26 protein-coding genes are annotated in these 23,940 nt (G+C 49.7%); 1 reads left to right on the forward strand and 25 read right to left on the reverse strand.

Going from position 1 to position 23,940, the window contains the following annotated elements:
- Nucleotides 1-155: 155 nt before the first annotated feature.
- The 3 genes from murA to V1501_RS20255 all read right to left on the reverse strand — a co-directional run bounded on the left by murA (nt 156) and on the right by V1501_RS20255 (nt 2,609).
- Nucleotides 156-1,457 (reverse strand): UDP-N-acetylglucosamine 1-carboxyvinyltransferase, encoded by a 1,302-nt coding sequence (murA, locus tag V1501_RS20245; RefSeq protein WP_409290670.1) that lies wholly within the window; start codon nt 1,455-1,457, stop codon nt 156-158.
- A gap of 32 nt (nt 1,458-1,489) precedes the next feature.
- Nucleotides 1,490-2,239: a YwmB family TATA-box binding protein gene (locus V1501_RS20250; RefSeq protein WP_409290671.1), complete on the reverse strand. Its 750-nt coding sequence runs from the start codon at nt 2,237-2,239 to the stop codon at nt 1,490-1,492.
- 133 nt (nt 2,240-2,372) lie between these two features.
- The gene (locus V1501_RS20255) at nt 2,373-2,609 is read right to left on the reverse strand and encodes a DUF1146 family protein (RefSeq protein WP_409290672.1); all 237 of its coding nucleotides are present in this window, start codon (nt 2,607-2,609) and stop codon (nt 2,373-2,375) included.
- Between the two features lie 175 nt (nt 2,610-2,784).
- Between V1501_RS20255 and V1501_RS20260 the strand changes: the two genes are divergently transcribed.
- Entirely contained in the window at nt 2,785-3,054 is a 270-nt protein-coding gene (locus V1501_RS20260; RefSeq protein WP_409290673.1) for a hypothetical protein, read from the forward strand.
- A gap of 123 nt (nt 3,055-3,177) precedes the next feature.
- Here the strand turns inward: V1501_RS20260 and nuoN are convergent, their stop codons facing one another.
- The 22 genes from nuoN to V1501_RS20370 all read right to left on the reverse strand — a co-directional run bounded on the left by nuoN (nt 3,178) and on the right by V1501_RS20370 (nt 23,833).
- Entirely contained in the window at nt 3,178-4,698 is a 1,521-nt protein-coding gene (nuoN, locus tag V1501_RS20265; RefSeq protein WP_409290674.1) for an NADH-quinone oxidoreductase subunit NuoN, read from the reverse strand.
- On the reverse strand, nt 4,695-6,227 hold the full coding sequence (locus V1501_RS20270; protein WP_409293474.1) for a NuoM family protein: 1,533 nt from the start codon (nt 6,225-6,227) through the stop codon (nt 4,695-4,697). The genes nuoN and V1501_RS20270 overlap by 4 nt, the downstream gene beginning before the upstream one ends.
- On the reverse strand, nt 6,227-8,092 hold the full coding sequence (gene nuoL / locus V1501_RS20275; RefSeq protein ID WP_409290675.1) for an NADH-quinone oxidoreductase subunit L: 1,866 nt from the start codon (nt 8,090-8,092) through the stop codon (nt 6,227-6,229). Before nuoL ends, V1501_RS20270 begins: the two co-directional genes overlap by 1 nt.
- 70 nt (nt 8,093-8,162) lie before the next feature.
- On the reverse strand, nt 8,163-8,477 hold the full coding sequence (nuoK, locus tag V1501_RS20280) for an NADH-quinone oxidoreductase subunit NuoK (RefSeq protein WP_409290676.1): 315 nt from the start codon (nt 8,475-8,477) through the stop codon (nt 8,163-8,165).
- Nucleotides 8,474-8,995 carry an NADH-quinone oxidoreductase subunit J gene (locus tag V1501_RS20285; protein ID WP_409290677.1) on the reverse strand — a complete coding sequence of 174 codons (522 nt, stop codon included), beginning with the start codon at nt 8,993-8,995 and terminating at the stop codon, nt 8,474-8,476. Before V1501_RS20285 ends, nuoK begins: the two co-directional genes overlap by 4 nt.
- Nucleotides 8,992-9,411: an NADH-quinone oxidoreductase subunit NuoI gene (nuoI, locus tag V1501_RS20290; protein ID WP_409290678.1), complete on the reverse strand. Its 420-nt coding sequence runs from the start codon at nt 9,409-9,411 to the stop codon at nt 8,992-8,994. Before nuoI ends, V1501_RS20285 begins: the two co-directional genes overlap by 4 nt.
- A gap of 51 nt (nt 9,412-9,462) precedes the next feature.
- Nucleotides 9,463-10,470: an NADH-quinone oxidoreductase subunit NuoH gene (gene nuoH / locus V1501_RS20295; protein WP_409290679.1), complete on the reverse strand. Its 1,008-nt coding sequence runs from the start codon at nt 10,468-10,470 to the stop codon at nt 9,463-9,465.
- Complete coding sequence (locus V1501_RS20300; RefSeq protein ID WP_409290680.1) at nt 10,470-11,570, reverse strand: NADH-quinone oxidoreductase subunit D; 1,101 nt, start codon at nt 11,568-11,570, stop codon at nt 10,470-10,472. The genes nuoH and V1501_RS20300 overlap by 1 nt, the downstream gene beginning before the upstream one ends.
- A gap of 2 nt (nt 11,571-11,572) precedes the next feature.
- Complete coding sequence (locus V1501_RS20305) at nt 11,573-13,087, reverse strand: NADH-quinone oxidoreductase subunit C (protein ID WP_409290681.1); 1,515 nt, start codon at nt 13,085-13,087, stop codon at nt 11,573-11,575.
- A 2-nt stretch (nt 13,088-13,089) separates the two neighbouring features.
- The gene (locus V1501_RS20310; protein ID WP_409290682.1) at nt 13,090-13,602 is read right to left on the reverse strand and encodes a NuoB/complex I 20 kDa subunit family protein; all 513 of its coding nucleotides are present in this window, start codon (nt 13,600-13,602) and stop codon (nt 13,090-13,092) included.
- The gene (locus V1501_RS20315; protein WP_409290683.1) at nt 13,593-13,958 is read right to left on the reverse strand and encodes an NADH-quinone oxidoreductase subunit A; all 366 of its coding nucleotides are present in this window, start codon (nt 13,956-13,958) and stop codon (nt 13,593-13,595) included. The genes V1501_RS20310 and V1501_RS20315 overlap by 10 nt, the downstream gene beginning before the upstream one ends.
- 280 nt (nt 13,959-14,238) lie before the next feature.
- Entirely contained in the window at nt 14,239-14,643 is a 405-nt protein-coding gene (locus tag V1501_RS20320; RefSeq protein WP_409290684.1) for a F0F1 ATP synthase subunit epsilon, read from the reverse strand.
- 24 nt (nt 14,644-14,667) lie between these two features.
- The gene (gene atpD / locus V1501_RS20325) at nt 14,668-16,077 is read right to left on the reverse strand and encodes a F0F1 ATP synthase subunit beta (RefSeq protein ID WP_409290685.1); all 1,410 of its coding nucleotides are present in this window, start codon (nt 16,075-16,077) and stop codon (nt 14,668-14,670) included.
- 74 nt (nt 16,078-16,151) lie between these two features.
- Nucleotides 16,152-17,009, reverse strand: a complete 858-nt coding sequence (atpG, locus tag V1501_RS20330) for an ATP synthase F1 subunit gamma (RefSeq protein ID WP_409290686.1) — start codon at nt 17,007-17,009, stop codon at nt 16,152-16,154.
- 40 nt (nt 17,010-17,049) lie between these two features.
- The gene (gene atpA, locus V1501_RS20335; RefSeq protein ID WP_409290687.1) at nt 17,050-18,558 is read right to left on the reverse strand and encodes a F0F1 ATP synthase subunit alpha; all 1,509 of its coding nucleotides are present in this window, start codon (nt 18,556-18,558) and stop codon (nt 17,050-17,052) included.
- A gap of 24 nt (nt 18,559-18,582) precedes the next feature.
- Entirely contained in the window at nt 18,583-19,119 is a 537-nt protein-coding gene (locus V1501_RS20340) for a F0F1 ATP synthase subunit delta (RefSeq protein WP_409290688.1), read from the reverse strand.
- Nucleotides 19,116-19,634, reverse strand: coding sequence for a F0F1 ATP synthase subunit B (gene atpF, locus V1501_RS20345; RefSeq protein ID WP_409290689.1), 519 nt, complete (start codon nt 19,632-19,634; stop codon nt 19,116-19,118). Before atpF ends, V1501_RS20340 begins: the two co-directional genes overlap by 4 nt.
- Before the next feature lie 153 nt (nt 19,635-19,787).
- Nucleotides 19,788-20,012, reverse strand: a complete 225-nt coding sequence (gene atpE / locus V1501_RS20350) for a F0F1 ATP synthase subunit C (RefSeq protein ID WP_101639747.1) — start codon at nt 20,010-20,012, stop codon at nt 19,788-19,790.
- Nucleotides 20,013-20,088: 76 nt separating this feature from the next.
- Nucleotides 20,089-20,799, reverse strand: coding sequence for a F0F1 ATP synthase subunit A (gene atpB / locus V1501_RS20355; protein ID WP_409290690.1), 711 nt, complete (start codon nt 20,797-20,799; stop codon nt 20,089-20,091).
- A 19-nt stretch (nt 20,800-20,818) separates the two neighbouring features.
- On the reverse strand, nt 20,819-21,190 hold the full coding sequence (locus tag V1501_RS20360) for an ATP synthase subunit I (protein ID WP_409290691.1): 372 nt from the start codon (nt 21,188-21,190) through the stop codon (nt 20,819-20,821).
- 9 nt (nt 21,191-21,199) lie between these two features.
- Nucleotides 21,200-21,421, reverse strand: coding sequence for an AtpZ/AtpI family protein (locus tag V1501_RS20365; RefSeq protein ID WP_409290692.1), 222 nt, complete (start codon nt 21,419-21,421; stop codon nt 21,200-21,202).
- Between the two features lie 225 nt (nt 21,422-21,646).
- Entirely contained in the window at nt 21,647-23,833 is a 2,187-nt protein-coding gene (locus V1501_RS20370; RefSeq protein ID WP_409290693.1) for a S8 family serine peptidase, read from the reverse strand.
- Nucleotides 23,834-23,940: the final 107 nt, after the last annotated feature.

Genomic DNA, 23,940 nt, shown 5'->3' on the forward strand with positions numbered 1-23,940 from the left:
ATGTGGCAGCAAAGTCAGTGATACATGCTGCTTACTAATATGTATGGCTTCCCGCTAGCAAATATGCGTGTGATGCTTCCAAAAATGGTAGATTTAAAAAAGCTGGATCCAGGTAAGGATCCAGCTCTATTTAATAAACTAGCTTTTTTTAAGACTTATGCATTTTCTGCTTTCACAGATTCTGCTTCCACTGCTGTTTCATCCTTCACACGCTCGATATCTGCCCCAAGAGCAGCAAGCTTGCCATGGAAATTCACATAGCCGCGGTCCAGATGCTTAAGCTCGGTTACACGGGTAACACCCTCTGCAACGAGACCTGTCAGGATGAGGGATGCAGCTGCACGAAGATCGGTAGCCATTACTTCCGCACCTTGAAGGTCAGATGGTCCATTGGTGATTACAGAGCGGCCTTCAATCTTGATATCCGCATTCATGCGGCGGAATTCTTCCACATGCATGAACCTGTTTTCAAATACAGTTTCTGTAATCATGCCGGTACCCGTTGAACGAAGCAGGAGCGCCATCATTTGGGACTGCATGTCTGTCGGGAATCCTGGATGCGGCATCGTCTTGATGTCTACTGCTTTTAATTGATCCGGACCAATAACGCGCAGGCCTTCTTCTTCTTCCTGGATGGTTACACCCATTTCTTCCATTTTAGAAATCAGGGAAGATAGATGCTCAGGCACCGCACCTTTTACCAGTACATTTCCACCTGTAATAGCTGCTGCCGCCATGAATGTACCCGCTTCGATACGGTCAGGAATGATCGAGTGCTCTGTACCGTACAGCTTTTCCACGCCTTCAATCTTGAGCGTGGCTGTACCCGCACCTTTCACCTTGCCGCCCATCTTGTTGATGAAGTTAGCCAGGTCTACAATTTCAGGCTCTTTTGCCGCATTTTCAAGGATGGTTGTACCTTCAGCCAAAGCTGCTGCCATCATGATATTTTCTGTCGCGCCGACACTTGGGAAGTCAAGGTAAACCTTTGCTCCCTTAAGTCTGCCGTCCACTTCAGCCTCGATAAATCCGTTTCCTACCTTAACTTTGGCTCCCATAGCCTCGAAGCCTTTTAAGTGCTGGTCGATCGGACGTGAACCGATTGCACAGCCGCCAGGAAGCGCAACACGCGCTCTTCCGTTCCTGGCTAGAAGGGATCCCATCACAAGTACAGATGCCCTCATCTTGCGCACATATTCAAATGGTGCTTCTTCCAATAACTCCCTTGATGCATCAACTGTCACTGTATTATTATCGAACGCTACATCGGCGTTCAATTTTCTTAATACCTCATTGATCGTGTATACATCGGAGAGAGTCGGTACATCTTTTAAGGTACTTTTCCCATCACTTGCTAATAATGTTGCAGCGATTACAGGTAGAACGGAGTTTTTCGCTCCCTCAACTTTAACGGTTCCGCTCAGCCTTTTTCCGCCGCGGACGATGATTTTTTCCAAAAGTATTCCCCTCCGCGTCCAATTTCTCTATATTAATATTCAGTGGTGATTATGGGTGTTCCAACTACAAAGGCAGTCTTTCCGCCCATTCCCACCGTTCGCATGGCAACCTGCAGATTCATTTTTTCTTCAGTCAGATAACTCTCAAACATGGTCGAGTGCGCTGAGATAGATACAAAGCTGTCTTCCTTTATGCTCTCTATTTCAGTCGCATGAAAAGCTTTCACCATCTCATTAACATAAGTTGATAAAACCTTCACCATCTTATCACTTACTTCCCCCTGAATACAAGTGAAAATTGATGGTTTTCCTCGAAAAATGTCATCCAGCTTGTCATAAAAATTCCCCTTCAGGAAAGGGGCAGTTTCCTGTGACCACTCATTTCCCCTTATATCATACAGCATATACGCAGTGGAACCGGGTTTTGTGAGGGTCAACATGATTTTAATTGTTTCCAATGTCCCGTTTTGTGCGTTTTTCCTGGTGCCCCAGGCTGACAAAGAGCTGTCGTTTTTTGTCTCCTGCCAGTGAAAATCAGGATAAAGGGCTTTTAATTCTCTTACTCTTTTGCCAAACAGCGTTCTTGAATTTATCTCATGGTCTATTTCTCTCGCGAATACAGACCAATCCTTTATCTGCACGTTCTTCTGGGCTTGCAGGATCCGTATCATTTTAACGATATCTGTATCGCTTTTTGCTTTAGTCGTACTATTCCCAATGTGAAGTAAGATAAAACCAGCCAGCATAGCATATATGAATATATGAATATATTTTTTTGTCATGGCATAATCCCTCCCGATCAGTAACAGTGTTACCGGACGGAGGGCGGATCATACCGGGCGTTTATCGCCATTTTATGACACTGCCCTGCCAGAGGTGAATCTGTGACCTGCTTCACAATAACCTCGAAAAAAACTATTCAATAATGGAGGGAAGTTGATTCGACCAAAATAGGTAGTTCAGCAGGAAGTCTGCTGCCGCCGATCCGATGGCAATGGTCAGGAGTATGTAGAGAACACGTGCCTGCAGCACCCTGCCAGCCCTCAGCATCTTTTCAAAATTCAGCGCCTGAAGCGCCCACCATACAACCGCAAAGCAAAACAGATGAATCGTAATGCCAAGCAGTGCCTGCTGTCCACTTGAAAACATCATGTCAGGTCTCCTTTAAATAAACTCCATTTGTTCATCATATCACAGCTTGCGCTCCATCGCTTTATGAAGATAATACTATTTTTGAACATTTTAAGAAAAGCGGAAAGCGGTGCCTGTAAAATATAACTTATTAATAGCTCAATGTTCGGGTACTTGGTTTAAATGTGGCACTAAAATGGCAGGCAGAGACCCGATAAAGAAGCCTAGCCGCACTTATGCGTTAGCCAAGCATAAGACGAGCCGGCTATGGGAAGCGATCTTTCTTCCCATAGCCGGCTTGGCTTATGACTCGAGGGTCGAAAGCCTTGGAGCTGGTTCAAGGAGTCTTCAAGCTTCCGCTGCAGGCGCTCAGCCTGAGCTGGCGGGCGGCGAGACTCCTCGTCTTCGCCTGCCCCGCATATCCCGCAGGAGTCTCCCGCCTTCCTCTGCAATCAACCTTGTATAAAATTATCATCTTCTTACATCACCAATTAGAAAATTCCCATACAAAAGCTGAAATCCCCCCACACCCCCGGCACAACAAAAAGGCCGAACCGTCCCGGCGGCTCAGCCCTTTTCAAAAACCTGATCATTTCAGAAAATCATCAAAGCTTCCAAACGGTCCATGAAGCAGATCCAGTGCGAGGTTTGGGTGAATTCCGAGCAGGATGGTAACTGCAGCTGTCAAGGCAATCACTACGCCGAGTGCCGGTGCCGTCTTGATTTTTTCCGGGGCCGGGGCAGGAGCCGGGCGGAAGAACATCTGGACCATAAGGCCAAAATAGTATACATAGGATACGATGGTACCGCCAATCATGATGGAGGCCAGTACATAATGGCCCGGTTCTGTCATCAGGGCGTTCATGAAGATGTTCAGCTTGCCGATAAAGCCTGCGGTACCTGGTATGCCCGCAAGCGACAGGATCAGGACAGAAAGCCCCCCGGCAAGGAGAGGGGACCTTCGGTAAAGCCCGGCAAAATGGGAGATATCGCATGAATCCTCCCCGTCTGCTACCGCCTGGATGACCGCGAAGGCTCCGAGATTCATAAACAGATAGGCTGCCAGGTAAAACCAGACGGCATCAAAGGTAAAATAGCCGAGCGCTGAAAAACCAGCAAGCAGATACCCGGCATGAGCGATGCTTGAATAAGCGAACATCCTTTTCACGTTCCGCTGACGAAGAGCGGTCAGATTGCCGGCGATGATGGTTATGCCTGCGAGGCAGGCAATGTAGATGCTGTTGTGTTCCAAAAAGGAAACCGTGCCCCCCGCATTTCCTGGTGTAGTCAGGTAGAGAGTCAGCATGATCCGCAGCAGGATGGCAAATCCGGCTGTTTTTGACACGACGCCGAGGAATGCAGCAGCTGGTGTCGGCGAGCCGTGATACACATCCGGTGCCCACATATGAAAGGGGGCAGCCGCAATCTTAAACGAAAGTCCCGCAAGCACCAGGAAGAAGGCAAGGCCGTACAGATACATAAACCCGCCGCTTCCCAATTGTTCAGTCATGATGCCTGCCATCGCCTTCAGGTTCGTTGTTCCTGACAGGCCATATAAATAGCTCATCCCAAACAGGGTAATTGCAGTCGATATGCCGCCGGTGATCAGATATTTGAGCGCCGCTTCTCCTGAAGCCACTGTCTTCCTCATGCCGGCCAGGATATAGGAGGAAAGAGACAGCAGTTCAAGCCCGGTAAACAATGTGATGAGGTCTCCGCTTGAGGTCATGATCATCGCGCCGAGGAGGCCGGTCAGGAATAGATAGTAAAACTCGCCTCTGTACTCTTTAAATCCCCTTTTAGGATGATAGCTGCGGGCCATGACTAAAACAAAGCCCGCCCCTGTCAGCAGCAGGAGCTTAAATGCCTTCGCAAATGAATCGAGGCGGAAAGAATCCTGGAGGATGGAGCCTGTTTTGGCATCCACAAGCCCTGCCAGAGAAATAATTGCTATGACCACCCCGGCAAGCCCCACCCAGGCGAGATTCCTCCTGTCCGCTTTTTTAGGGAGGAAAAGATCCAGGAGTGACAGCAGGACGGATGTCCCGAGAATGATGAATTCCGGTGCCATCAATCCCCATTTATACGAAAGCAATGTCTCCAGATTCATCCCCTGCCACCTCCAAGTCCTGCCATGATGAAGTCAACCGTGTCTTTGAGCGGTGCACCCAGCACAGCAGGGTACACCCCGATCAGGATGACTGCTGCTGTCAGAACGAGGGCAGGCACCCATTCAAGCTCGCGTATGTCAGCAATCGCTCCCTTCCTGACGGCAACGCCTTTCTTCCCAAAATTGATGCCCATGACCGCCCTGAGCAAATAAACAGCGGTCAGAATGATTCCAAACGCACCGATGGCAGCAAGCAGCGGATCTCTTTTAAAAAGTCCGAGAAAGGCAAGGAACTCACTCACAAAGCCTGACATGCCCGGAAGGCCGAGCGAGGCCAGCGCCCCCGCCAGGAGGAACCCGGCAGTAACCGGCATGGCCTGTGACAAACCTCCGAGTGTGATGAGGGATGTGGTCTGCAGACGCTCATAAATTACACTTACCAGGAAGAACAGGAGAGCAGCAATCAGACCGTGGGATACCACCTGGAAGGCCGCACCCTGCAGGCCGGCTTCGTTCAGGGCACCAAGCCCGATCAGCACGATTCCCATATGCGATATGGAAGAATAAGCGAGCACCAGCTTGAATTCCCTCTGAATCATGGCAAGGAATGCCCCGTACAGGAGGTTGATCACGCCAAGGACTGAGATGATGACCGAGAGCTCCTTGAATTGCTGCGGGAAGATTCCCATGCCAAAGCGGATCAGGCCAAAGGCGCCAATTTTCAGGAGGATGCCCGCATGAAGCATGACGATTGCCGGAGGTGCCTGTACATGGACCTTCAGCATCCAGGTATGAAGCGGGAATATCGGCAGCTTCACCCCAAAGGCGATGAGAAGGGCAGCCAGAAGGCCGTATTTCATTCCTTCTGTGATGGGAGAAACCAGCTCTGCTCCCTCGGTATTCATCAAATACCTGAGCGCTTCAATATTAGAGGTCCCTGTACGGGCAAACAGCACAATAATCGCGATCAGCAGGACAGCCGAGCCGAGGCCATTGTAGATCAAAAAGCTGTATGCTGCCTTCTCCTTTTCAGCATAGCCCCACTTCCCGATCAGGAAGAAAGCGGGAATGAGGGTGATTTCGAAAAAGATAAAAAATAATATCAAATTCTGGGCCATGAAAACTCCCAGCATGCCGGTCTCAAGCACAAGCAGCAGCAGGAAGTAGCCCTTCCACTCTTTTTTTATATGAAGGGAAGCAATGGCCGCAAGCGTCGTGAGCAGGGCAGTCAGAAGCACCATAAGAAGCGAGAAGCCATCCAGTGCGAGCTCATAGTCCACAGCAAACAGCCCTGATTGGGCAGCCCCTGCATTCCCAAGCTGGATCCAGGAAGTTTTTACAGAAAAAACATCCAGGCTCCCGCCGCCAATGAAATGGCCGTACAGATAAAAGGACAGCAGCAGCGGCAGGAGCGTTCCAAAAATTCCAGCTGCCTTCAATACTGCTTCCTTCTCTCGCGGAATGAAAACGAGCGCTATGATGCCAAGCAGCGGGGAAAAGATGATAATTGTTAAAAAGCTGTCCAGCATCACTTAAAAACCCCCTCTGCCAGTGCATAAATTAAAAGCAGGATGGCAGTCGAAAGAAATGCTGCTGTCCCATACCATTGCACCTGCCCGTTTTGCAGGCGCGATCCCAGCTTTCCGAGCTTCTCGGCTGCCTGGGCTGTCCCGTTTACCAGGCCCTCTACGAGATATCGGTCAATATAGCTTGCAAATATGCTGATGATGCCCGCCGGCCTGATGATCGCTGCCTCATAGATTTCATCCATATAATATTTATTCCACAGGATCGTATAGACTGCATTCCCTTCCCCGCCAAGCCACGTACGGGACAGTGTGCCCCTGCAGTATATGAAATAGGCGAGTGCAATACCTGCAATGGATGCAGCAGAGGCAGCCGGCATGATCCAGAGCGGTCCTGCGTCGTGGTTGTGTTCAAGGAACTCATTTCCCTTTGTCAGCCAGTCTCCAAGGAATGTGCCGAACCAGGGGGTGTTAACATATCCACTGCCGATGGCGAGCACGCCAAGGACGAGCATCGGAACCGTCATGGAAACCGGGGACTCATTAATTTCCTTCTGATTCTTAGGCTTGCCCGTGAAAACCAGGAAGAAGAGCCGGAACATGTAAAACGCAGTCAAAAAGGCCGTTATCAGCGCAAGTCCGAAGAGTACATAATTTCCGTTGTTCCAGGCGGAAACGAGGATTTCATCCTTGGAGAAAAAGCCCGAGAGCAAAGGGACGCCCGAAATGGCCATCGCCCCGATCAAAAACAGCGGACCTGTCAGATGAAGCTTCTTCCACAAACCTCCCATTTCTTCGATATCCTGCGTATGCACCGCATGGATGACACTCCCTGCTGCCAGGAAGAGCAGCGCCTTGAAGAAGGCATGTGTCATAAGGTGGAAGACTCCAGCCACATAGCCGCCTGTACCAAGGGCCAGCATCATATACCCGAGCTGGCTTACTGTCGAATAGGCCAGCACTCTTTTGATATCTGTCTGGACGAGGCCGATGGTCGCAGCGAAGATGGCGGTAAACGCTCCAGTCACCGCCACGGCAAGCATGGCTGTTTCGCTTGCGGAAAATAGCGGGAACAGTGCAGCCACTAAATAGACGCCGGCAGCCACCATGGTCGCTGCATGAATGAGGGCAGAAACCGGTGTGGGGCCTTCCATCGCATCCGGAAGCCAGGAATGAAGCGGAAATTGCCCTGATTTTCCCATAGCGCCGATGAAGATCAAAATGGCCGTCAATGTGATCATTCCGGGTGAAATGGCACCAGCCTGGACTGCTGCAAAAATATCAGAGAATTCAAAGCTCCCAGTTTCCCAGAATAGCAGAATCATTCCAATGAACAGGCCCACATCCCCTATCCTCGTCATAATGAATGCCTTTTTGGCTGCCTGCTTTGCTTCTTCCTTATAAAAGTAAAAGCCGATCAAAAGGAAAGATCCCGCACCCACGAGCTCCCAGAATATATAGAGCTGCAGAAGGTTGGGCGAAAGGACGAGGCCAAGCATCGCAAATGTGAAAAAGCCCAGGTATGCATAAAAAACGGAAAACCGCCCTTCCCCCTCCATATAGCCCATGGAATATGTATGTACCAGAAAACTGACCAGCGAAACGATGACAAGCATCAAAGCATTCAGCTGGTTGACCTCGATTCCCGCCGTGATTGTCGTTTTCCCAAAGCTCAGCCAGCCGGCTTCTGCTTTATATACAGGCGAGTCAAAAAGATCCCAGAGCACCAACAGGGAAAACAATAAAGAAAACAGCGTAAATGCCATCCCAATGTAGGCACTCGCTTCCTTCAGCCTCCGCCCGAGCAGCAGGAGCAAGAGAAACGACAGGAGCGGGAACAGAGGTATAATCCATGCATTCTCTATCACGGCCAAATCCCCTTTTCATTTCCGAAGGCCATAAGCACCTTCTTGATGAATCTTCATCTATCTATCCGGCTCAGCCCTTCAGCTGATCCATTTCATCCACATTCACCGTTTTTCGCCGATTGTACAGCATCATTAAAATGGCAAGTCCCACTGCCGCTTCCGCAGCTGCCACTGATATTGTGAACAGTGTAAAGATCTGCCCTGACAGCGAGGGGGCGAATCCGAGCTTTGAGAAGGCGACCAGGTTGATATTGACTGCATTCAGCATCAATTCAATTGATATGAGGACGATGACCGCATTCCTCTTCGTCAAGGCGCCGTATAAACCGATGCAAAATAAGATCAGTGCAAGCACCAGATATCCAGACAGCGGTATACCCGTCATGAATCCCCCTCCTGTTCGTCTCTATCCTTTTTTGCGAGGACAATGGCCCCGATCAGGGCGGCGAGCAGTAAAACCGAGGTGACTTCAAACGGTATCACATGCTTTGAAAACAATTCAACCCCGATCTGCCTTGTGTTGTCCTCATGGAGCTTCGTTTCCTGGACGGGGATATCCAGATTGTAGATCCCCATATACATGGCGAGCCCGAACCCGGCCGCCGCCGCTAAAATCAGCCCTTTTTTCAATAAACCGGACTTCCTTGCGCTGCTGTCATCATGGCGTGTCAGCATGATGCCGAACAGCATGATGATCGTGATGGCACCTGAATAAATAAGGATCTGAACGGCCGCCGCAAATTCAGCTGACAGCAGGACGAACAATCCGGCAATGCTGACAAAGGTCAGGACGAGCGCTATCACCATATGGACGACCTTTGAAAGATTGATCAGCAGCAGTCCGCCGGCTAAGGCCGCACCTGAAAGCAGAAAGAAGGCAATCCATTCTCCGGAGAAACTCATGGCTTATTCACCGCCCTGATGTTCTCATCATTTTCATCCAGCCACTCCAGGTTCTTGAACAGCTGGTCCCGGCTGTACTCGGCCAGCTCAAAGTTATTGGTCATGATGATTGCCTCGGTCGGACAAACCTCTGTACAGAGATCACATAAAATACAGATTTCAAAATTGATATCATAGGTATCTATGATTTTTCCTTTTTTCGCAGGATCCGGATGTTTCTTTCCTGTAAGCTGGATGCAGTCTGTCGGGCAGATATTGGAGCATTGGTTGCAGACAATGCATTTCTCCGGGTAAAACTTCTGGATGCCGCGGAAACGGTCAGGCAGGGGCAGCGGCTCATTCGGGTAATCATAGGTCATCTTTTTCCGTGTCAGGTTCTTCAGTGTATACTTGAACCCCTTGGCCAATCCAAGCATGATGTTCATTCCCCCTTCAATGGCAGGCCTACCGGCCAAGTTTTAGTTCTGTTACAAGGCTTTAATCAATTCCTTCACAACGGCTGTCAGGAATATGTTGAAGAGGGCCGCTGGAAGCAGGACCTTCCACCCAAACTCCATCAATTGATCAGCGCGCAGACGCGGCAGGGTCACCCTGATCCAGATCAGTACAAACACCACCACGCTGAACTTCAGGCTGAACCATACGGCCGCAGGGATGATATCGAGGAATGGGAGCGGGCCCCAGCCTCCCAGGAAAAGAACAGTGGTCAGCGACGCCATCGCAAAAAGGTATACATATTCACTAAGCATGAAAAACGCCCAGCGGAAACCCGAGTATTCAACGTGGAAGCCCGCCACTAGCTCAGATTCCGCTTCCGGCAGGTCAAAGGGAGTCCGATTGAGCTCGGCTATCGATGCAACGATGAATATGATGAAGCCAAGCGGCTGCTTTAAAATAAACCAGCCATTACTCTGTGCTGCCACAATCTCATTCAGGTTCAGGCTGCCTGCAAGCAGAATCACGCCAAGCACCGACATAACCAGCGGAATTTCATAGGAAATCATCTGGGCGGCTGCCCGCATCCCTCCAAGGAGGGCGTATTTATTATTGGAAGCCCATCCGCCTGCCACTATGCCGACCGTGGATAGTCCGGAAATGGCAATGTAATAGAGCAGCCCGATCCCAATATCAGCAAATTGAAATTGATCTGTAAAAGGAATCACAGCCACGACCATAAAGGCTGGTGCAAAGGCGATGACCGGAGCCAGGATGAACAGCGGCCTGTCGGCAAGCTTTGGAATCGTATCTTCCTTGATTAATAGCTTCAGCACATCGGCCACGGTCTGCAGAAGCCCGAAGCGGCCGCCTACCTGATTCGGGCCCTGCCTGAGCTGCATGAAGCCCATAACCTTCCGTTCGGCGAGGATGGCATACGTCACAAATCCCAGAATCACCAGGAGCAGGATGGCAGCCAGCAGAAAAAAGACCCCAAAGTTTAATAATCCTGGACTGGATTGCAGCAATTCCTGCACCATCAGCCATCCACCTCCCCGAGTACAATATCGATGGCCCCGAGGATGGTGATCAGGTTGGCCATGTTCTCCCCCTTTAAAAGCTTAGGCAGGATCTGCAGATTGTAAAAGGACGGCCGCCTGAATTTCAGCCGGTACGGCTCCTTCTTCCCTTCACTTGCGATAAAACAGCCAATCTCCCCCCTTGGCGACTCTATGCGGACATAGGCCTCGCCCTTGGGAGCCTTGATGATCTTCGGCACCTTCGCCATGATTTCCCCTTCAGCCGGAAATTGTTCTGCTGCCTGTTCGATGATCTTCAGGCTCTCCACAATCTCCTCCATCCGGCATTCATAGCGGGCCCAGGCATCCCCACCGGTCCTGACCGGCACATCAAAATCAAAACGGTCATAAATGGAATACGGTTCGTCTTTTCTGAGGTCCCATTTCTCCCCCGTACAGCGGAGGTTCGCCCCGCTCAGGGAATAGGCCGCCGCTTCATCCCGGCTGTATCTGCCAACGCCCTTCACCCGCTTCATGAAAATCTCGTTCCCAGTGACGAGCTGGTGATATCCCTTCAGCTGCTCCCTCATATATGGAACAAACTCTTTTACCTTATCAATCCAGCCATCGGGCGCATCCCATTTCACGCCGCCGACACGCATATAATTAAAAGTCAGCCGGGCACCCGATAACTCAGTGAGCAGATTGATGATCATCTCCCTTTCCCTGAATGCATAGAGAAAAGGACTCACTGCGCCAATATCCAGGAGATATGTTCCCCACCACACCAGATGGCTCGCGATTCTCCCCAGTTCCATGGAGAGCACCCGAAGATATTCGGCCCTGTCCGGGACCTTGATGTCCATCATCGTTTCAACCGCGTGGCAGAGCACATAATTATTGGTCATCGCCGAAAGGTAATCCATACGGTCTGTATACGGGATAATCTGTGTATATTGCAGATCCTCCGCAAGCTTCTCTGTCCCGCGGTGCAGATACCCGATGACCGGTTCAGCTTCTTTAATGATTTCTCCGTCAATTTTTATAACCAGCCGGAACACCCCGTGTGTACTCGGATGCTGTGGCCCTACATTCAAAAGCATCTCTTCAGTGCGGATCATGGCTATACCTCCACATCATACGGTTCATAATCCTTCCGGAGCGGAAAACCGACCCAGTCCTCACCGAGCAGAATCCTCTTCAGGTCCGGATGGTCCTTGAAGAATATGCCCAATAAATCATAGGCTTCACTCTCCGGCCAGGCGGCCCCGGGCCAGAGGGGAGCAAGCGATTCAATGGAAGGGGCCCCCCTGTTAAGCTTCACCTTCAAGGCAGCTGAATGGCGGTGCCTGTATGAAAACAGATGAACATACACTTCCATATGCGTTTCATAATCCGTGCCATGAAGCTCTGACAAATAATCAAATGCCAGCCCCTCATGTTCCTTTAGACATTGTGCCACCCTGATATATGTGTCCGGCCTGGCAACAAGTGTCGGAATTTCCTTGGAAAGGCTGTTAATATATGAATCTTCCAGTACATCATTCCCGAGACTTTCCTGCAGTATGGCTATGTACCGGTCCAGTACAGGCTGATTGACGGACGGCCCCTTCCCGGCGGCTTCGCCATCTTCTGTCCTGCCCGCTTTCGCTCTGGCAGCAGCGGCGGCCTTTGCTTTAGCAGCAGCTGCAGCCTTTGCCTTTTCTTCTCCTGAAACCCCTGAAGTTTCCCGGCCGCTCTTTGCAAGGACAGCTGCTTTTGCTTTGGCGGCAGCGGCCGCTTTTCTTTTAGCTGCATCAAGGTCACTCCCGGGAGACGCTGAATCACTATCCAGCCGTTGCTTTTTCGCAAGAGCTGCAGCCTTAGCCTTCGCAGCAGCTGCGGCTTTTTTCTTCGCAAGGTCCAGGGATTCGGCGGGTTCTGATTCTGCTGAAGCAGGTTCTGTGGTGGAGGGTTCTTCTGCGGTTCCCATACGTTTCTTCTTCGCAAGCGCGGCTGCTTTTGCTTTGGCGGCAGCTGCGGCTTTTTTCTTCGCAAGGTCCAGGGATTCGGCGGGTTCTGATTCTATTCCTGAAGCAGGTTCTGGGGTGGAGGTTTCTTCTGCGGTTTCCATACGTTTCTTCTTCGCAAGAGCGGCTGCTTTTGCTTTGGCGGCAGCTGCCGCTTTTTTCTTCGCAAGGTCCAGGGATTCGGCGGGTTCTGATGCTGTTTCTGAAGCAGGTTCTGTGGTGGAGGTTTCTTCTGCGGTTTCCATACGTTTCTTCTTCGCAAGCGCGGCTGCTTTTGCTTTGGCGGCGGCTGCCGCTTTTTTCTTCGCAAGGTCCAGGGCTTCGGCGGGTTCTGATTCTGTTCCTGAAGCAGGTTCTGGGGTAGAGGGTTCTTCTATGGTTTCCATACGATTCTTCTTCGCAAGCGCGGCTGCTTTTGCTTTTGCGGCGGCGGCGGCTTTTTGCTTGGTCAATTCAAGTTCCGAGAGAGCTGCCGCGAGCTCCGGTCCGCCGGGATGATCCGATTCTTCAGCCATCCGGCTGCTATCTGCCGCTTCCTTCGCTTTGTTTTTGGCTAGCGCGGCTGCCTTAGCCTTTGCAGCGGCCGCTGCTTTTTTCTTGGCGAGCTCCAGGTCTTTCTCATCAGCCACGATCAGATCACCTTCTTCCCGGTTTTAGCCTCGTAGCGTATCTTCTCTTTCAACTTATTAATACCGTATATCAGCGCTGCCGGATTCGGAGGGCAGCCGGGTATGTATACATCAACAGGAACGATCTGATCGACCCCTTTTACGACCGCATACGATTTTACATAAGGCCCGCCAGCGGTTGCACAGGATCCCATGGCAATGACCCATTTAGGCTCCGGCATCTGATCGTACAGCCTCCGGAGGACCGGTGCCATTTTTTTCGTAACGGTGCCGGATACGATCATAACATCCGACTGGCGGGGTGAAGTCCTAAAGAAGGATCCAAACCGGTCCAGGTCGTAATGAGATGAACCAACGCCCATCATCTCAATGGCACAGCAAGCAAGGCCAAAGGTCATCGGCCATAGCGAATTGCTCCTGGCCCATGCCTTGATCTGCTCAAGCGTTGCCATAAACACATTTCTTCTAAGCTCTTCCATTTCTGCGGGGGTCAGCCCCTCCAGTGTTACATCCATTTCAACACCTTCTTCTTCCAGGCATAAATCAAGCCGATTGCAAGCATTACCATGAAAATCAGCATTTCAATCAGGGCAAAAACACCTAATTGGTCATAGGCCACGGCCCACGGATACAGAAAAACCGTCTCTACATCAAAAATGACAAACATCAGGGCAAAAATATAGTACCTGACATTAAATTGAATCCTGGAATCATGAAAAGGCTCAATCCCGCTTTCATAGGTTGTATATTTAGCATCATCCGGTTTATGCGGCCTGAGCAGCCTGCCCAAAAACAACGCCGCGACAGGAAGCAAAATGCCGAGGCATAGGAACACAAATACAATCAAATAACTATTTTGATAGCTATTCAATGCGGGTGCCACCCTCCATTATTTAATAATTTTGAACTATCAAATTATTTGTAAGCGTCTTCATTATATCATTCTTATATAATAGTGTCGATAAGGCTAAGAACCAATCTTTGGAAGAAGCATCTCCTGATTGTCCTCTCTATTAGTGTATTGATTTTGTTTGGAAAGTAGCACTGTTTTGTGAATCTGCTAATAGGTAAAACGGCTCTTTGCCCGCTCACGAAACTTCTATTTTATAAATAATAAACAAACACCCCTCCAGATTTGGAGGGGTGCTGGATTAGCCTTTACGTTCAGCTAAGGTTATGCGGTTGATGGCACGTCTCAGGGAAAGATCAGCACGTTTTGAGTCGATGCTGTCGTTCTTGTCCTGCAGACGTTTTTCGGCGCGGGCCGCCGAAGCTTTCGCACGGGCAAGGTCAATATTCTCGGCTCTTTCGGCAGATTGAGCGAGAATGGTAACTTTGTCTGGACGCACTTCAAGCAGTCCGCCGCTGACAGCGATAAATTCTGTGCTGCCGCCGGTCTTTAGGCGGACAGAACCGATTTGCAGCGGTGCAACCATAGGAATATGGCCGGGAAGGACACCCAGGTCCCCGCTTTGGGCTTTGGTGCTTACCATTTCAGCTTCTGCGTCATACACTGGGCCATCGGGAGTAACAACACTGACTTGTAACGTCTTCATTTCATACCCTCCTAGGTCCCTAACTTACGCCATTTGTTTTGCTTTTTCGATAACTTCTTCAATTCTTCCCACTAAGCGGAAAGCATCTTCCGGAAGGTCATCATATTTTCCTGCAAGAATGTCTTTGAAGCCTTTGACCGTTTCTTTAACAGGAACGTAAGAACCTTTTTGGCCCGTGAACTGCTCTGCCACGTGGAAGTTCTGAGATAAGAAGAATTGAATACGGCGTGCGCGGTGTACAATCAATTTATCCTCATCTGAAAGCTCGTCCATACCAAGGATCGCGATGATATCCTGAAGCTCTTTGTAACGCTGCAGGGTCTGCTGTACCTGGCGGGCAATGCCGTAATGCTCTTCACCGACAACTTCAGGTGTAAGGGCACGGGAAGTTGAAGCAAGCGGATCTACCGCAGGGTAGATACCCATTTCTGTCAATTTACGCTCAAGGTTGGTTGTTGCATCAAGGTGAGCGAATGTTGTGGCTGGAGCCGGATCTGTATAGTCATCCGCAGGAACGTAGATCGCCTGGATGGATGTTACGGAACCAACGTTTGTAGATGTAATACGCTCCTGAAGCTGACCCATCTCTGTTGCCAGTGTCGGCTGGTAACCAACCGCAGACGGCATACGTCCAAGAAGGGCTGATACTTCAGAGCCCGCTTGTGTGAAACGGAAGATGTTATCGATGAAGAAAAGAACATCCTGTCCCTGCTCATCACGGAAATATTCAGCCATTGTAAGGCCTGTCAGGGCAACACGCATACGCGCTCCCGGCGGCTCATTCATCTGTCCGAATACCATTGCTGTTTTCTTGATAACGCCGGAATCGCTCATTTCGTGGAATAAGTCGTTTCCTTCACGTGTACGCTCACCAACACCTGCGAATACGGAGATACCGCCGTGCTCTTGAGCGATGTTATTGATAAGTTCCTGGATCAGTACAGTTTTACCTACACCCGCACCGCCGAACAAACCGATTTTTCCACCTTTGATATAAGGGGCAAGAAGGTCTACTACCTTAATTCCCGTTTCAAGGATTTCTACTGTTGTAGAAAGCTGTTCAAAAGCAGGAGCCTGTCTGTGGATCGGATCTCTGCGTGCCTCAGCACCAATTGGTGCATCAAGGTCGATATTTTCTCCGAGCACGTTGAAAACACGGCCAAGAGTCACATCGCCCACCGGTACGGAAATCGGAGATCCTGTATCAGTTACTGCCACTCCGCGGGTCAAGCCGTCTGTTGAGGCCATCGCTACGGTACGTACGCTGTCATCACCTAAATGAAGGGCAACTTCGAGAGTTAGTTCGATTGCCACACCACTTTCAGTAGCAGCCTGGGAGATTGTTAGTGCGTTGTAGAGTTGAGGAAGCTGTCCGCTTTCGAACTTAACGTCAACAACCGGACCCATAACCTGGGTAACGCGTCCTATATTCATCGTTTTCCCTCCTATACATTACTAAGACGAACTATATATATGGGGAAGGAGCATCGGCCCCTTCTCCCTGTTGATTATTCGAGTGCAGCTGCACCGCCGACGATCTCGGTGATTTCCTGCGTGATTGCTGCCTGGCGGGCGCGGTTGAACTGCAATGAAAGAGAGTTGATAAGGTCTTTTGCGTTATCAGTCGCACTCTTCATTGCACTCATGCGGGCGGCATGCTCACTTGCTTTCCCGTCGAGGACAGCACCAAAAATTAAGCTTTCTGCATATTGTGGCAGCAATACTTCCAAAATGTCTTCAGCAGACGGCTCAAATTCATATGAGACCATTTTGCCGGCCGGAGCTATATCCGTAAGCGGAAGCAGCTTCCGTTCGGTGACATCCTGCTGGATGGCACTGACATAGTGGTTGTAGTACATGTACAATTCATCAAATGTCCCATCAGAGAACATTCCGACTGTAGGGCCGGTAATCTCGGTGATGTCAGCAAAAGATGGCTGGTCCGGAAGACCGATGATCTCAAGCTCCACTTTCATGCCGCGCTTCACGAAGAAATCGCGTCCTACACGTCCGATGGCAATGATGGCGTACTCGTCCTGAGACTTATGGCGCTGTTTGATGGTTTGGAAGACATGGCGCAGCACGCTGCTGTTATATGCCCCGGCCAATCCACGGTCAGAAGTGATTACGAGGTAACCCGTCTTTTTGACAGGGCGGGATACCAGCATGGAATGGTTGACTCCCTGGCTGCCGGCTGCAACGCTCGCTGCCACTTCCTGGATCTTATCCATGTAGGGCTCAAACGATTTTGCATTCTGGACAGCCCGGTTCCACTTTGCAGCGGATACCATTTCCATCGCCTTCGTAATCTGGCTCGTCTTTTTGGTTGAGGTAATACGGTTTTTTATATCGCGTAAAGATGCCATTAGTTCTCACCACCTATATCAAAGAGTTTGTTAAGATCCATTACTCAGAAACAACGAATGTCTTCTTGAAGTCAGAAACGGCAGAAACCATTTCTTCATCCTTAGGCAGGTTCCCTGTTGTACGGATATGGTCTAACAAGCCCTGGCGGTTTTGATCTAACCAGCTGTGGAATTCGCCCTCGAAACGGCGGATATCGCTTACTGGAATGTCATCAAGATGGCCGCGGGTCAATGCATAAAGGATGGCAACCTGCTTCTCTACCTTAAGCGGTTTGTTCAGGTCCTGCTTCAGGACTTCAACAGTACGGGCTCCGCGGTTAAGCTTAGCCTGTGTCGCTTTATCAAGGTCAGAGCCGAACTGTGCGAATGCTTCAAGCTCACGGAATGAAGCAAGGTCAAGACGGAGTGTACCGGCAACGGCCTTCATCGCTTTAATCTGCGCGGAACCGCCGACACGGGATACAGAAAGACCGGCATTGATCGCTGGACGCACGCCAGAGAAGAACAGGTCAGACTGAAGGAAGATCTGTCCGTCCGTGATAGAGATAACGTTTGTCGGAATATAAGCCGAGATGTCCCCAGCCTGCGTTTCTACGAACGGAAGCGCAGTGATGGAACCGGCACCAAGTGTATCGTTAAGCTTTGCAGCACGCTCAAGAAGGCGTGAATGCAGATAGAATACGTCACCAGGGAATGCTTCACGGCCTGGAGGACGGCGGAGAAGAAGGGAAAGTTCACGGTAGGCAGAAGCCTGTTTTGACAGATCATCGTAAACGACAAGGACATGTCTTCCGTTGAACATGAATTCTTCACCCATTGTAACTCCTGCATAAGGAGCCAGGAACAATAGAGGAGCCGGCTGTGATGCAGATGCCGTCACTACGATTGTGTAGTCCAAAGCGCCGTTTTTGCGGAGGGTTTCAACAGCATTACGGACTGTTGATTCCTTCTGGCCGATTGCCACATAGATACAGATCATGTTTTGGTCAGCCTGGTTCAGGATTGTATCGATTGCAACAGATGTTTTACCTGTCTGGCGGTCACCGATGATAAGCTCACGCTGTCCGCGGCCGATTGGAACAAGTGCATCGATCGCTTTGATCCCTGTCTGAAGCGGCTCATGAACGGATTTACGGTCCATAACTCCAGTAGCCGGGCTTTCGATCGGACGGCTCTTCACTGCGTTGATCGGCCCCAGGCCGTCAACTGGCTGTCCAAGAGGGTTAACTACACGGCCGATCAGTTCGTCGCCTACAGGGACTTCCATGATTCTGCCGGTACGGCGTACATCGCTGCCTTCCTTGATGTCAGAGAATGGCCCAAGGATAACGATACCTACGTTGTTCTGCTCAAGGTTCTGTGCAAGGCCCAATACTCCTGTTGAGAACTCAACAAGCTCCCCTGCCATTACATTATCAAGACCATGAACACGAGCAATGCCATCACCAACCTGGATTACTGTACCCACGTCGTTTACTTCTATTTCAGACTGATAGTTTTCAATTTGCTTTTTTATCAGCGCACTGATTTCTTCAGCTTTAATGCTCATGAATTTCACCCCTAACTGTGAATGTTAAACTAGTAATTGCTTTTCAAGGCGGTTAAGCTTGCCGCTTACACTGCCGTCAAAGATGCGGTTTCCGATGCGGATCTTGACTCCGCCCAGTAAACTGCGGTCTATAATATTTTCAATAATAAGTGATCGTTTGCCGACCTTGGCGGCGAAGGATGCACCGATCGCCCCGCGCTCTTCATCTGTAAGCGGGCGGACTGAATACACCTTCGCTTCCGCTTCCCCGCGCTCTTCGTATGCCAGATTGATAAAGTTATCGGCAACCTCGGAGATGATGTCCTGGCGGTGGCGGTCCATAAGGAGCATAAGTGTGTTCAGCACGCTTTGGGAAAGGCTGCCAAACGCAGTCTGGATAAGCTGTCCCTTCTGCTCCGAAGTGATTTTAGGATGGCTGAGAAAGCTCTGTAGTCCGCTGTTTTGTGAAAACACTGTCCTCACCGTGCGCAGCTCCTCTTCCACCTGGCCCAGTTGATTCCGTTCTTTTGCAACCTGGAAAAGAGCTGCCGCATAGCGCTGTGCTACGGCTGTATTACTCATAGCTGATCTCCTGCCCCGCTGATATACTCATTGATAAGCTTCTGCTGATCTGCTTCGGACAATTCCCTTTCAATGACCTTGGAAGCGATCATGACAGACAGTGATGCAACCTGCTCGCGAAGTGCGGCGATTGCCTGCTGCTTTTCATGCTCGATTTCGACCTTAGCAGATTCTTTGATACGCTCGGATTCAGCACGCGCTGCAGCAATGATTTCTTCACGCTGAGCATCGCCCTGCTTCCTTGCATTCTCGATAAGCTGTGTCGCTTCTGTACGGGATTGTTTAATCAGTTCACGCTGTTCTTCAAGAGCCTTCTGCGCATCCGCACGGCTTCTTTCAGCTGCTTCGATTTCACTGGCAATATGGGACTCACGTTCCTTCATAATCCCCATCAGAGGTCCGAAGGCAAATTTCTTAATCAATGCCAGCAGGATGATGAATATGACTAATTGAAAAAGAATATCTCCGCCATTAAAGTGCAAGCCTGCACCAAGTACTAAACTTTCTGTTAACACTCTGGGTTCACTCCCTTCAAGAGTCGTTCTTCTATGTTTTAACGCCTGTTATATCGTTTCCTGAGTACTGCTTAACCAAAATCAAGGCATAAAGGAATGGCGAAGGTTCTCATGGAATGATCTTCGCCATTTGCCCAACGTCTTAAAGTTTAATTATTGTCCAATTACCATGAACGCGATAACTACCGCGATGATTGGAAGGGCCTCAACTAGCGCGATACCGATGAACATTGTTGTTTGCAGCATACCGCGTGCTTCCGGCTGGCGTGCGATTCCTTCTACTGTGCGTCCTACGATAAGACCGTTACCGATACCGGCACCAACTGCTGCAAGACCAACTGCGATTGCAGCTGCAATAAGACCTAATGAACCTGTCATGATAAAATTTCCTCCTTGAAAGTAAAAGATATTTGTATTTTTTCTTGCATTTGTCCATTATTGAACAGTTTTATAATTAATGGTCATCCGCTACTTTGTGCGCAAGATAAACCATTGTTAACATGGTGAAAATGAAAGCTTGTATTGCACCTACGAAAATACTGAACCCCTGCCATGCAAGCATTGGAACGGCTGCGCCGATGGCACCTCCAACTCCGCTTGTTGCGAGTCCTGCAAGCAGGCCTAAAAGGATTTCACCTGCATAAATGTTACCGTAAAGCCGCAGACCCATTGTAAGGGTGTTTGCAAACTCTTCGATGATTTTGATCGGGAAGAACAATTTGAAAGGCTCGAAATAGCTTTTCATATAATTCTTAGGGCCTCTCATCTTGATTCCATAATAATGGGAAAGTCCTACTACCATAGTGGCAAGTGCCATTGTTACTGCAGGATCCGCGGTCGGGGATTTCCACCATAAGGTGTGGTCCACCACGATTGAAAATGGCAGGCCCAGCATATTTGAGACAAATATGTACATGAGCAGGGTCATTCCCAGCAGCAAAAAGCGTCCGCCTGTCTGCCAATCCATAGTGCTATTGATAAGTCCCTTTACAAAGTCCATGACCCATTCCATAAAGTTCTGGGCGCCGGTCGGCTTCATGGCAAGTTTGCGAGTAGAAACCAGTGCGATAATGAAGACTATGAGACTTGCAATTGTGATCATCAGCATATTTGCAAGATTAAAATTTAGTCCCATAAATTCCCGTATAGGAGCTTCATGATTCAACTGTATTCACCTCTCTTCTCTACTTTTGACGTAAGTGTTGGATAAAAAAATCTATAATAATGACAAAATAGATCGTCATTAATCCTATGATTACACTGCCGAGGTGAAGCCTGTCCGGGAATTCCAGCGCAACGGTCACAGCGAGCGCTGCTGTTGCCATCCTGGAGAGCGTACCGACTGACTTTGCCTTTTTTCCTTCTGCAGCTGCCTTTGTCAGCTTCCTGTTCTTGTCCACCATGGTCCAAAGCAGGAACAGGCTGAGCAGGGTGCCGAAAATCAATCCAAGGAAAACGGTTTTAAATGGGGTGAAGCCGAAGCCTAAAACATACAGGGCGACTAGGCCGAGGATATATTTAAGCTCTCTGTAAAACATTTTGTCGAGATCGAACATAAGGTTTCTTTAATCTCCCGAGAAGTAGTGCCGGACTGTGCGCAGCATGGAATATGTTCCAGCAGCAAGTCCTAAAAGAAGGCCAATGATAAGAAAAAGCGGTTCGGTATTCACCGTGCGGTCAAGCCATCTTCCTCCGAAGACCCCTGCCACCACGGAACCTACTAATTGAGAAAGGATGGCAGACATTAGTGCCATCGCATGTAATGGGTGGCGTTTTTTCTGGCTCATCTATGGTTCCTCGCGGTTAATTTCGGGCAGAATCTATGTATTTTCGTACCGGTTCTATCAATAAATAAAAACAGGGAAAATTACCATGAAAACCCTATCATTCATACCCTTTGTTAGCATACAATAGGTCCCTTTTAATGTCAATGAATGATAAGCGAAAATTCCCTGCCGTCCGCTTGTTTTGTCCATTTGTTCACATTTTTATCATTTTTTTTCCCGAATTTTCTAATTAATAGTAATAGTCCTGACCAGCCGGTCCTCCCGCCCTGCTTTTTTGGCAAAAATTACTGCTGTGTAAGTCCCGGGAGCGGGAAGTTTCCCGGGTGAAATTTCCCTGGTTATCAGGCCGGGGCGCAAGCGTTTCGACCAGTCTAAATAACCCGAGAACCGCCAGCTGTCCTTTTCATAAAGAACCATTCCGGCCTCATCTGCGCCTCCCGGCAGATACATCTGGTAACGATATGTGCCTTTTTCATCCCCAGATACAAATTCAAACGACATGATTCTTGGGTATCGGGGTTCATTAATCACATACAGGTATGGCAGGCTGATCTGCCTTGAATTTTCCGTTATATTGAGAGTGCCGTCATACACTCCTGTTTTCCATTTTCGGGTGTCTATGGAAAGCCCAATTTTGATCCTTTTCTTTTCCCCTCCTTTAAGAGAGAAAGGAAGAGGCACTCTCCAGACGACGCCAGGCTGATTCCTGGGGTGGAGAAATGTATACCGCTTCAGTCTATCGCTGCTGTTTTCTACCAGGATGGAAGCACTCCTTTCTCCATGCCCTGACTTTTTAAAGGTCAGTGAGCTTGGATAGAAAAACGAATCGGCACGCACCGCTTCCTGAATCCGCACTCTTCCCGCCCCCTGTTCATAGGTCCGGTATTTCGTATGGCTTTTTGTTTCCAGCTGTCTGGCCGTGGTCATCAGTGCTGATTTCATTTGCAGCGGGCCCCATTCCGGATGGGCCTGCTTTAAAAGGGCACAGGCTCCTGAGATATGGGGCGCCGCCATGCTTGTGCCGTTCAGGGCCAGATAGCCGCGGGGGATTGTGCTCGTGATGGCGACACCGGGTGCAACGAGATCCGGCTTGATCATCCAGTTAGTTGTGACGGGGCCCCTTGAACTGAATGGGGCTATTCTGTCCTTTTCAATCCTGTAAACAGTTTTAATATAGGAAGAAGTCGATTTTAGATAGATTCCATCCTTATTCGGGATTGAGGCTGCCGGGATTCTTGCAGGTTCATTGAGCCTGGCGGAAAAGCTCCCCTTCGTATTGTTATATAACAGGACTGCCTCGGCACCTGCCTTCTCTGCATTTTTAATCTTATCAGCAAAAGTAAGCCGGCCTCTTCCAATTAGGACTACTTTTCCCACCGCTTCTGTTAATTCTTCCGGCCTTCCGACTCCACCATCCACAAGGGCACCCCTTATTTCCGGCCCCCATTTGCCGGCCCCGGGAACTGGGTTGAGAGCCATCTCTTTTCCCCTGCTCCCTATCCCGGCTTTGAGATATGGTATCTTAATAGAAGGTGTAGAAGCCCCCACTGAAATGGCAAGCGAGGAAGTACCCGGTGATCCGACACTCCACATGGCCGGGCCTGAGTTGCCATTGGAGACGACCGCTGTGATGCCCCTTCTTACTGCTTCATCGACAGCCAGGCTGATTGGTAGATCGGGTCCGTTTATGCTGTTGCCAAGCGATAAATTCAGAATATCCACATGGTCCTGGATGGCCCTGTCGATTGCCTTAAGGACCGTTTCAGTTGATCCTGATCCCCCCGGGCCCAATGCTCTGTATATATAGAGCCCTGCTTCTGGTGCGACTCCCCTGATACGTCCGTTGGCTGCTATGATGCCCGCTACGTGCGTTCCATGGATGGTCGCCTGCCTCCCGTTTGTTTCAAGCGGCCTGCTGTCCTTGTCGATGAAATCATAACCGCCCTTGTACGAGCGCCTAAGATCCTCATGGCGGTAGTCTGCCCCCGTATCAATGACACCCACCTTGACGCCCCTGCCCGTCAGCCGCTCATTTTTTTCATTAAACATGCCGCGAACCTCATCTCCGCCGATAAAGGGAACACTTTTATCCAGTTCAATTTGATAGATATTCGACTCAGAAATTTGGTCTACATAGCTTTTAACCTTAAGCTGCTCGATTTTGTTTCGTGAACCTTCAACCGAGAGCGCATTAATCGCTGTAAAGGATTCCCTTACCTTTATTCCAGGAGTTCTCACTAATGCCCGAACGGTGCCTGCCTGCGAAACGCCAGGTTTAAGCAGGATGACCGCAACAATCTTCTCCATCCTGTAACTGTCAGGTACCGGCGGAAGCGGCATAGCTGCCGATACACCCAAAACCTTAAAGTTGAACATTATTATCAATAAAACCAGCAGCCTATATATCAACATACTCCCCCCTTTACCGTTATGGTGCTCTGAGGCGCAGGGGAGTATTCGAAGGGGGATGTCCCCTTTTTTTCAATAGCTGACCTGTATCTGCACCCATTTGTTCAATG

It is taken from the genome of Paraperibacillus esterisolvens, from assembly GCF_046237625.1.
GTDB lineage: Bacteria > Bacillota > Bacilli > Bacillales > DSM-1321 > Paraperibacillus > Paraperibacillus esterisolvens.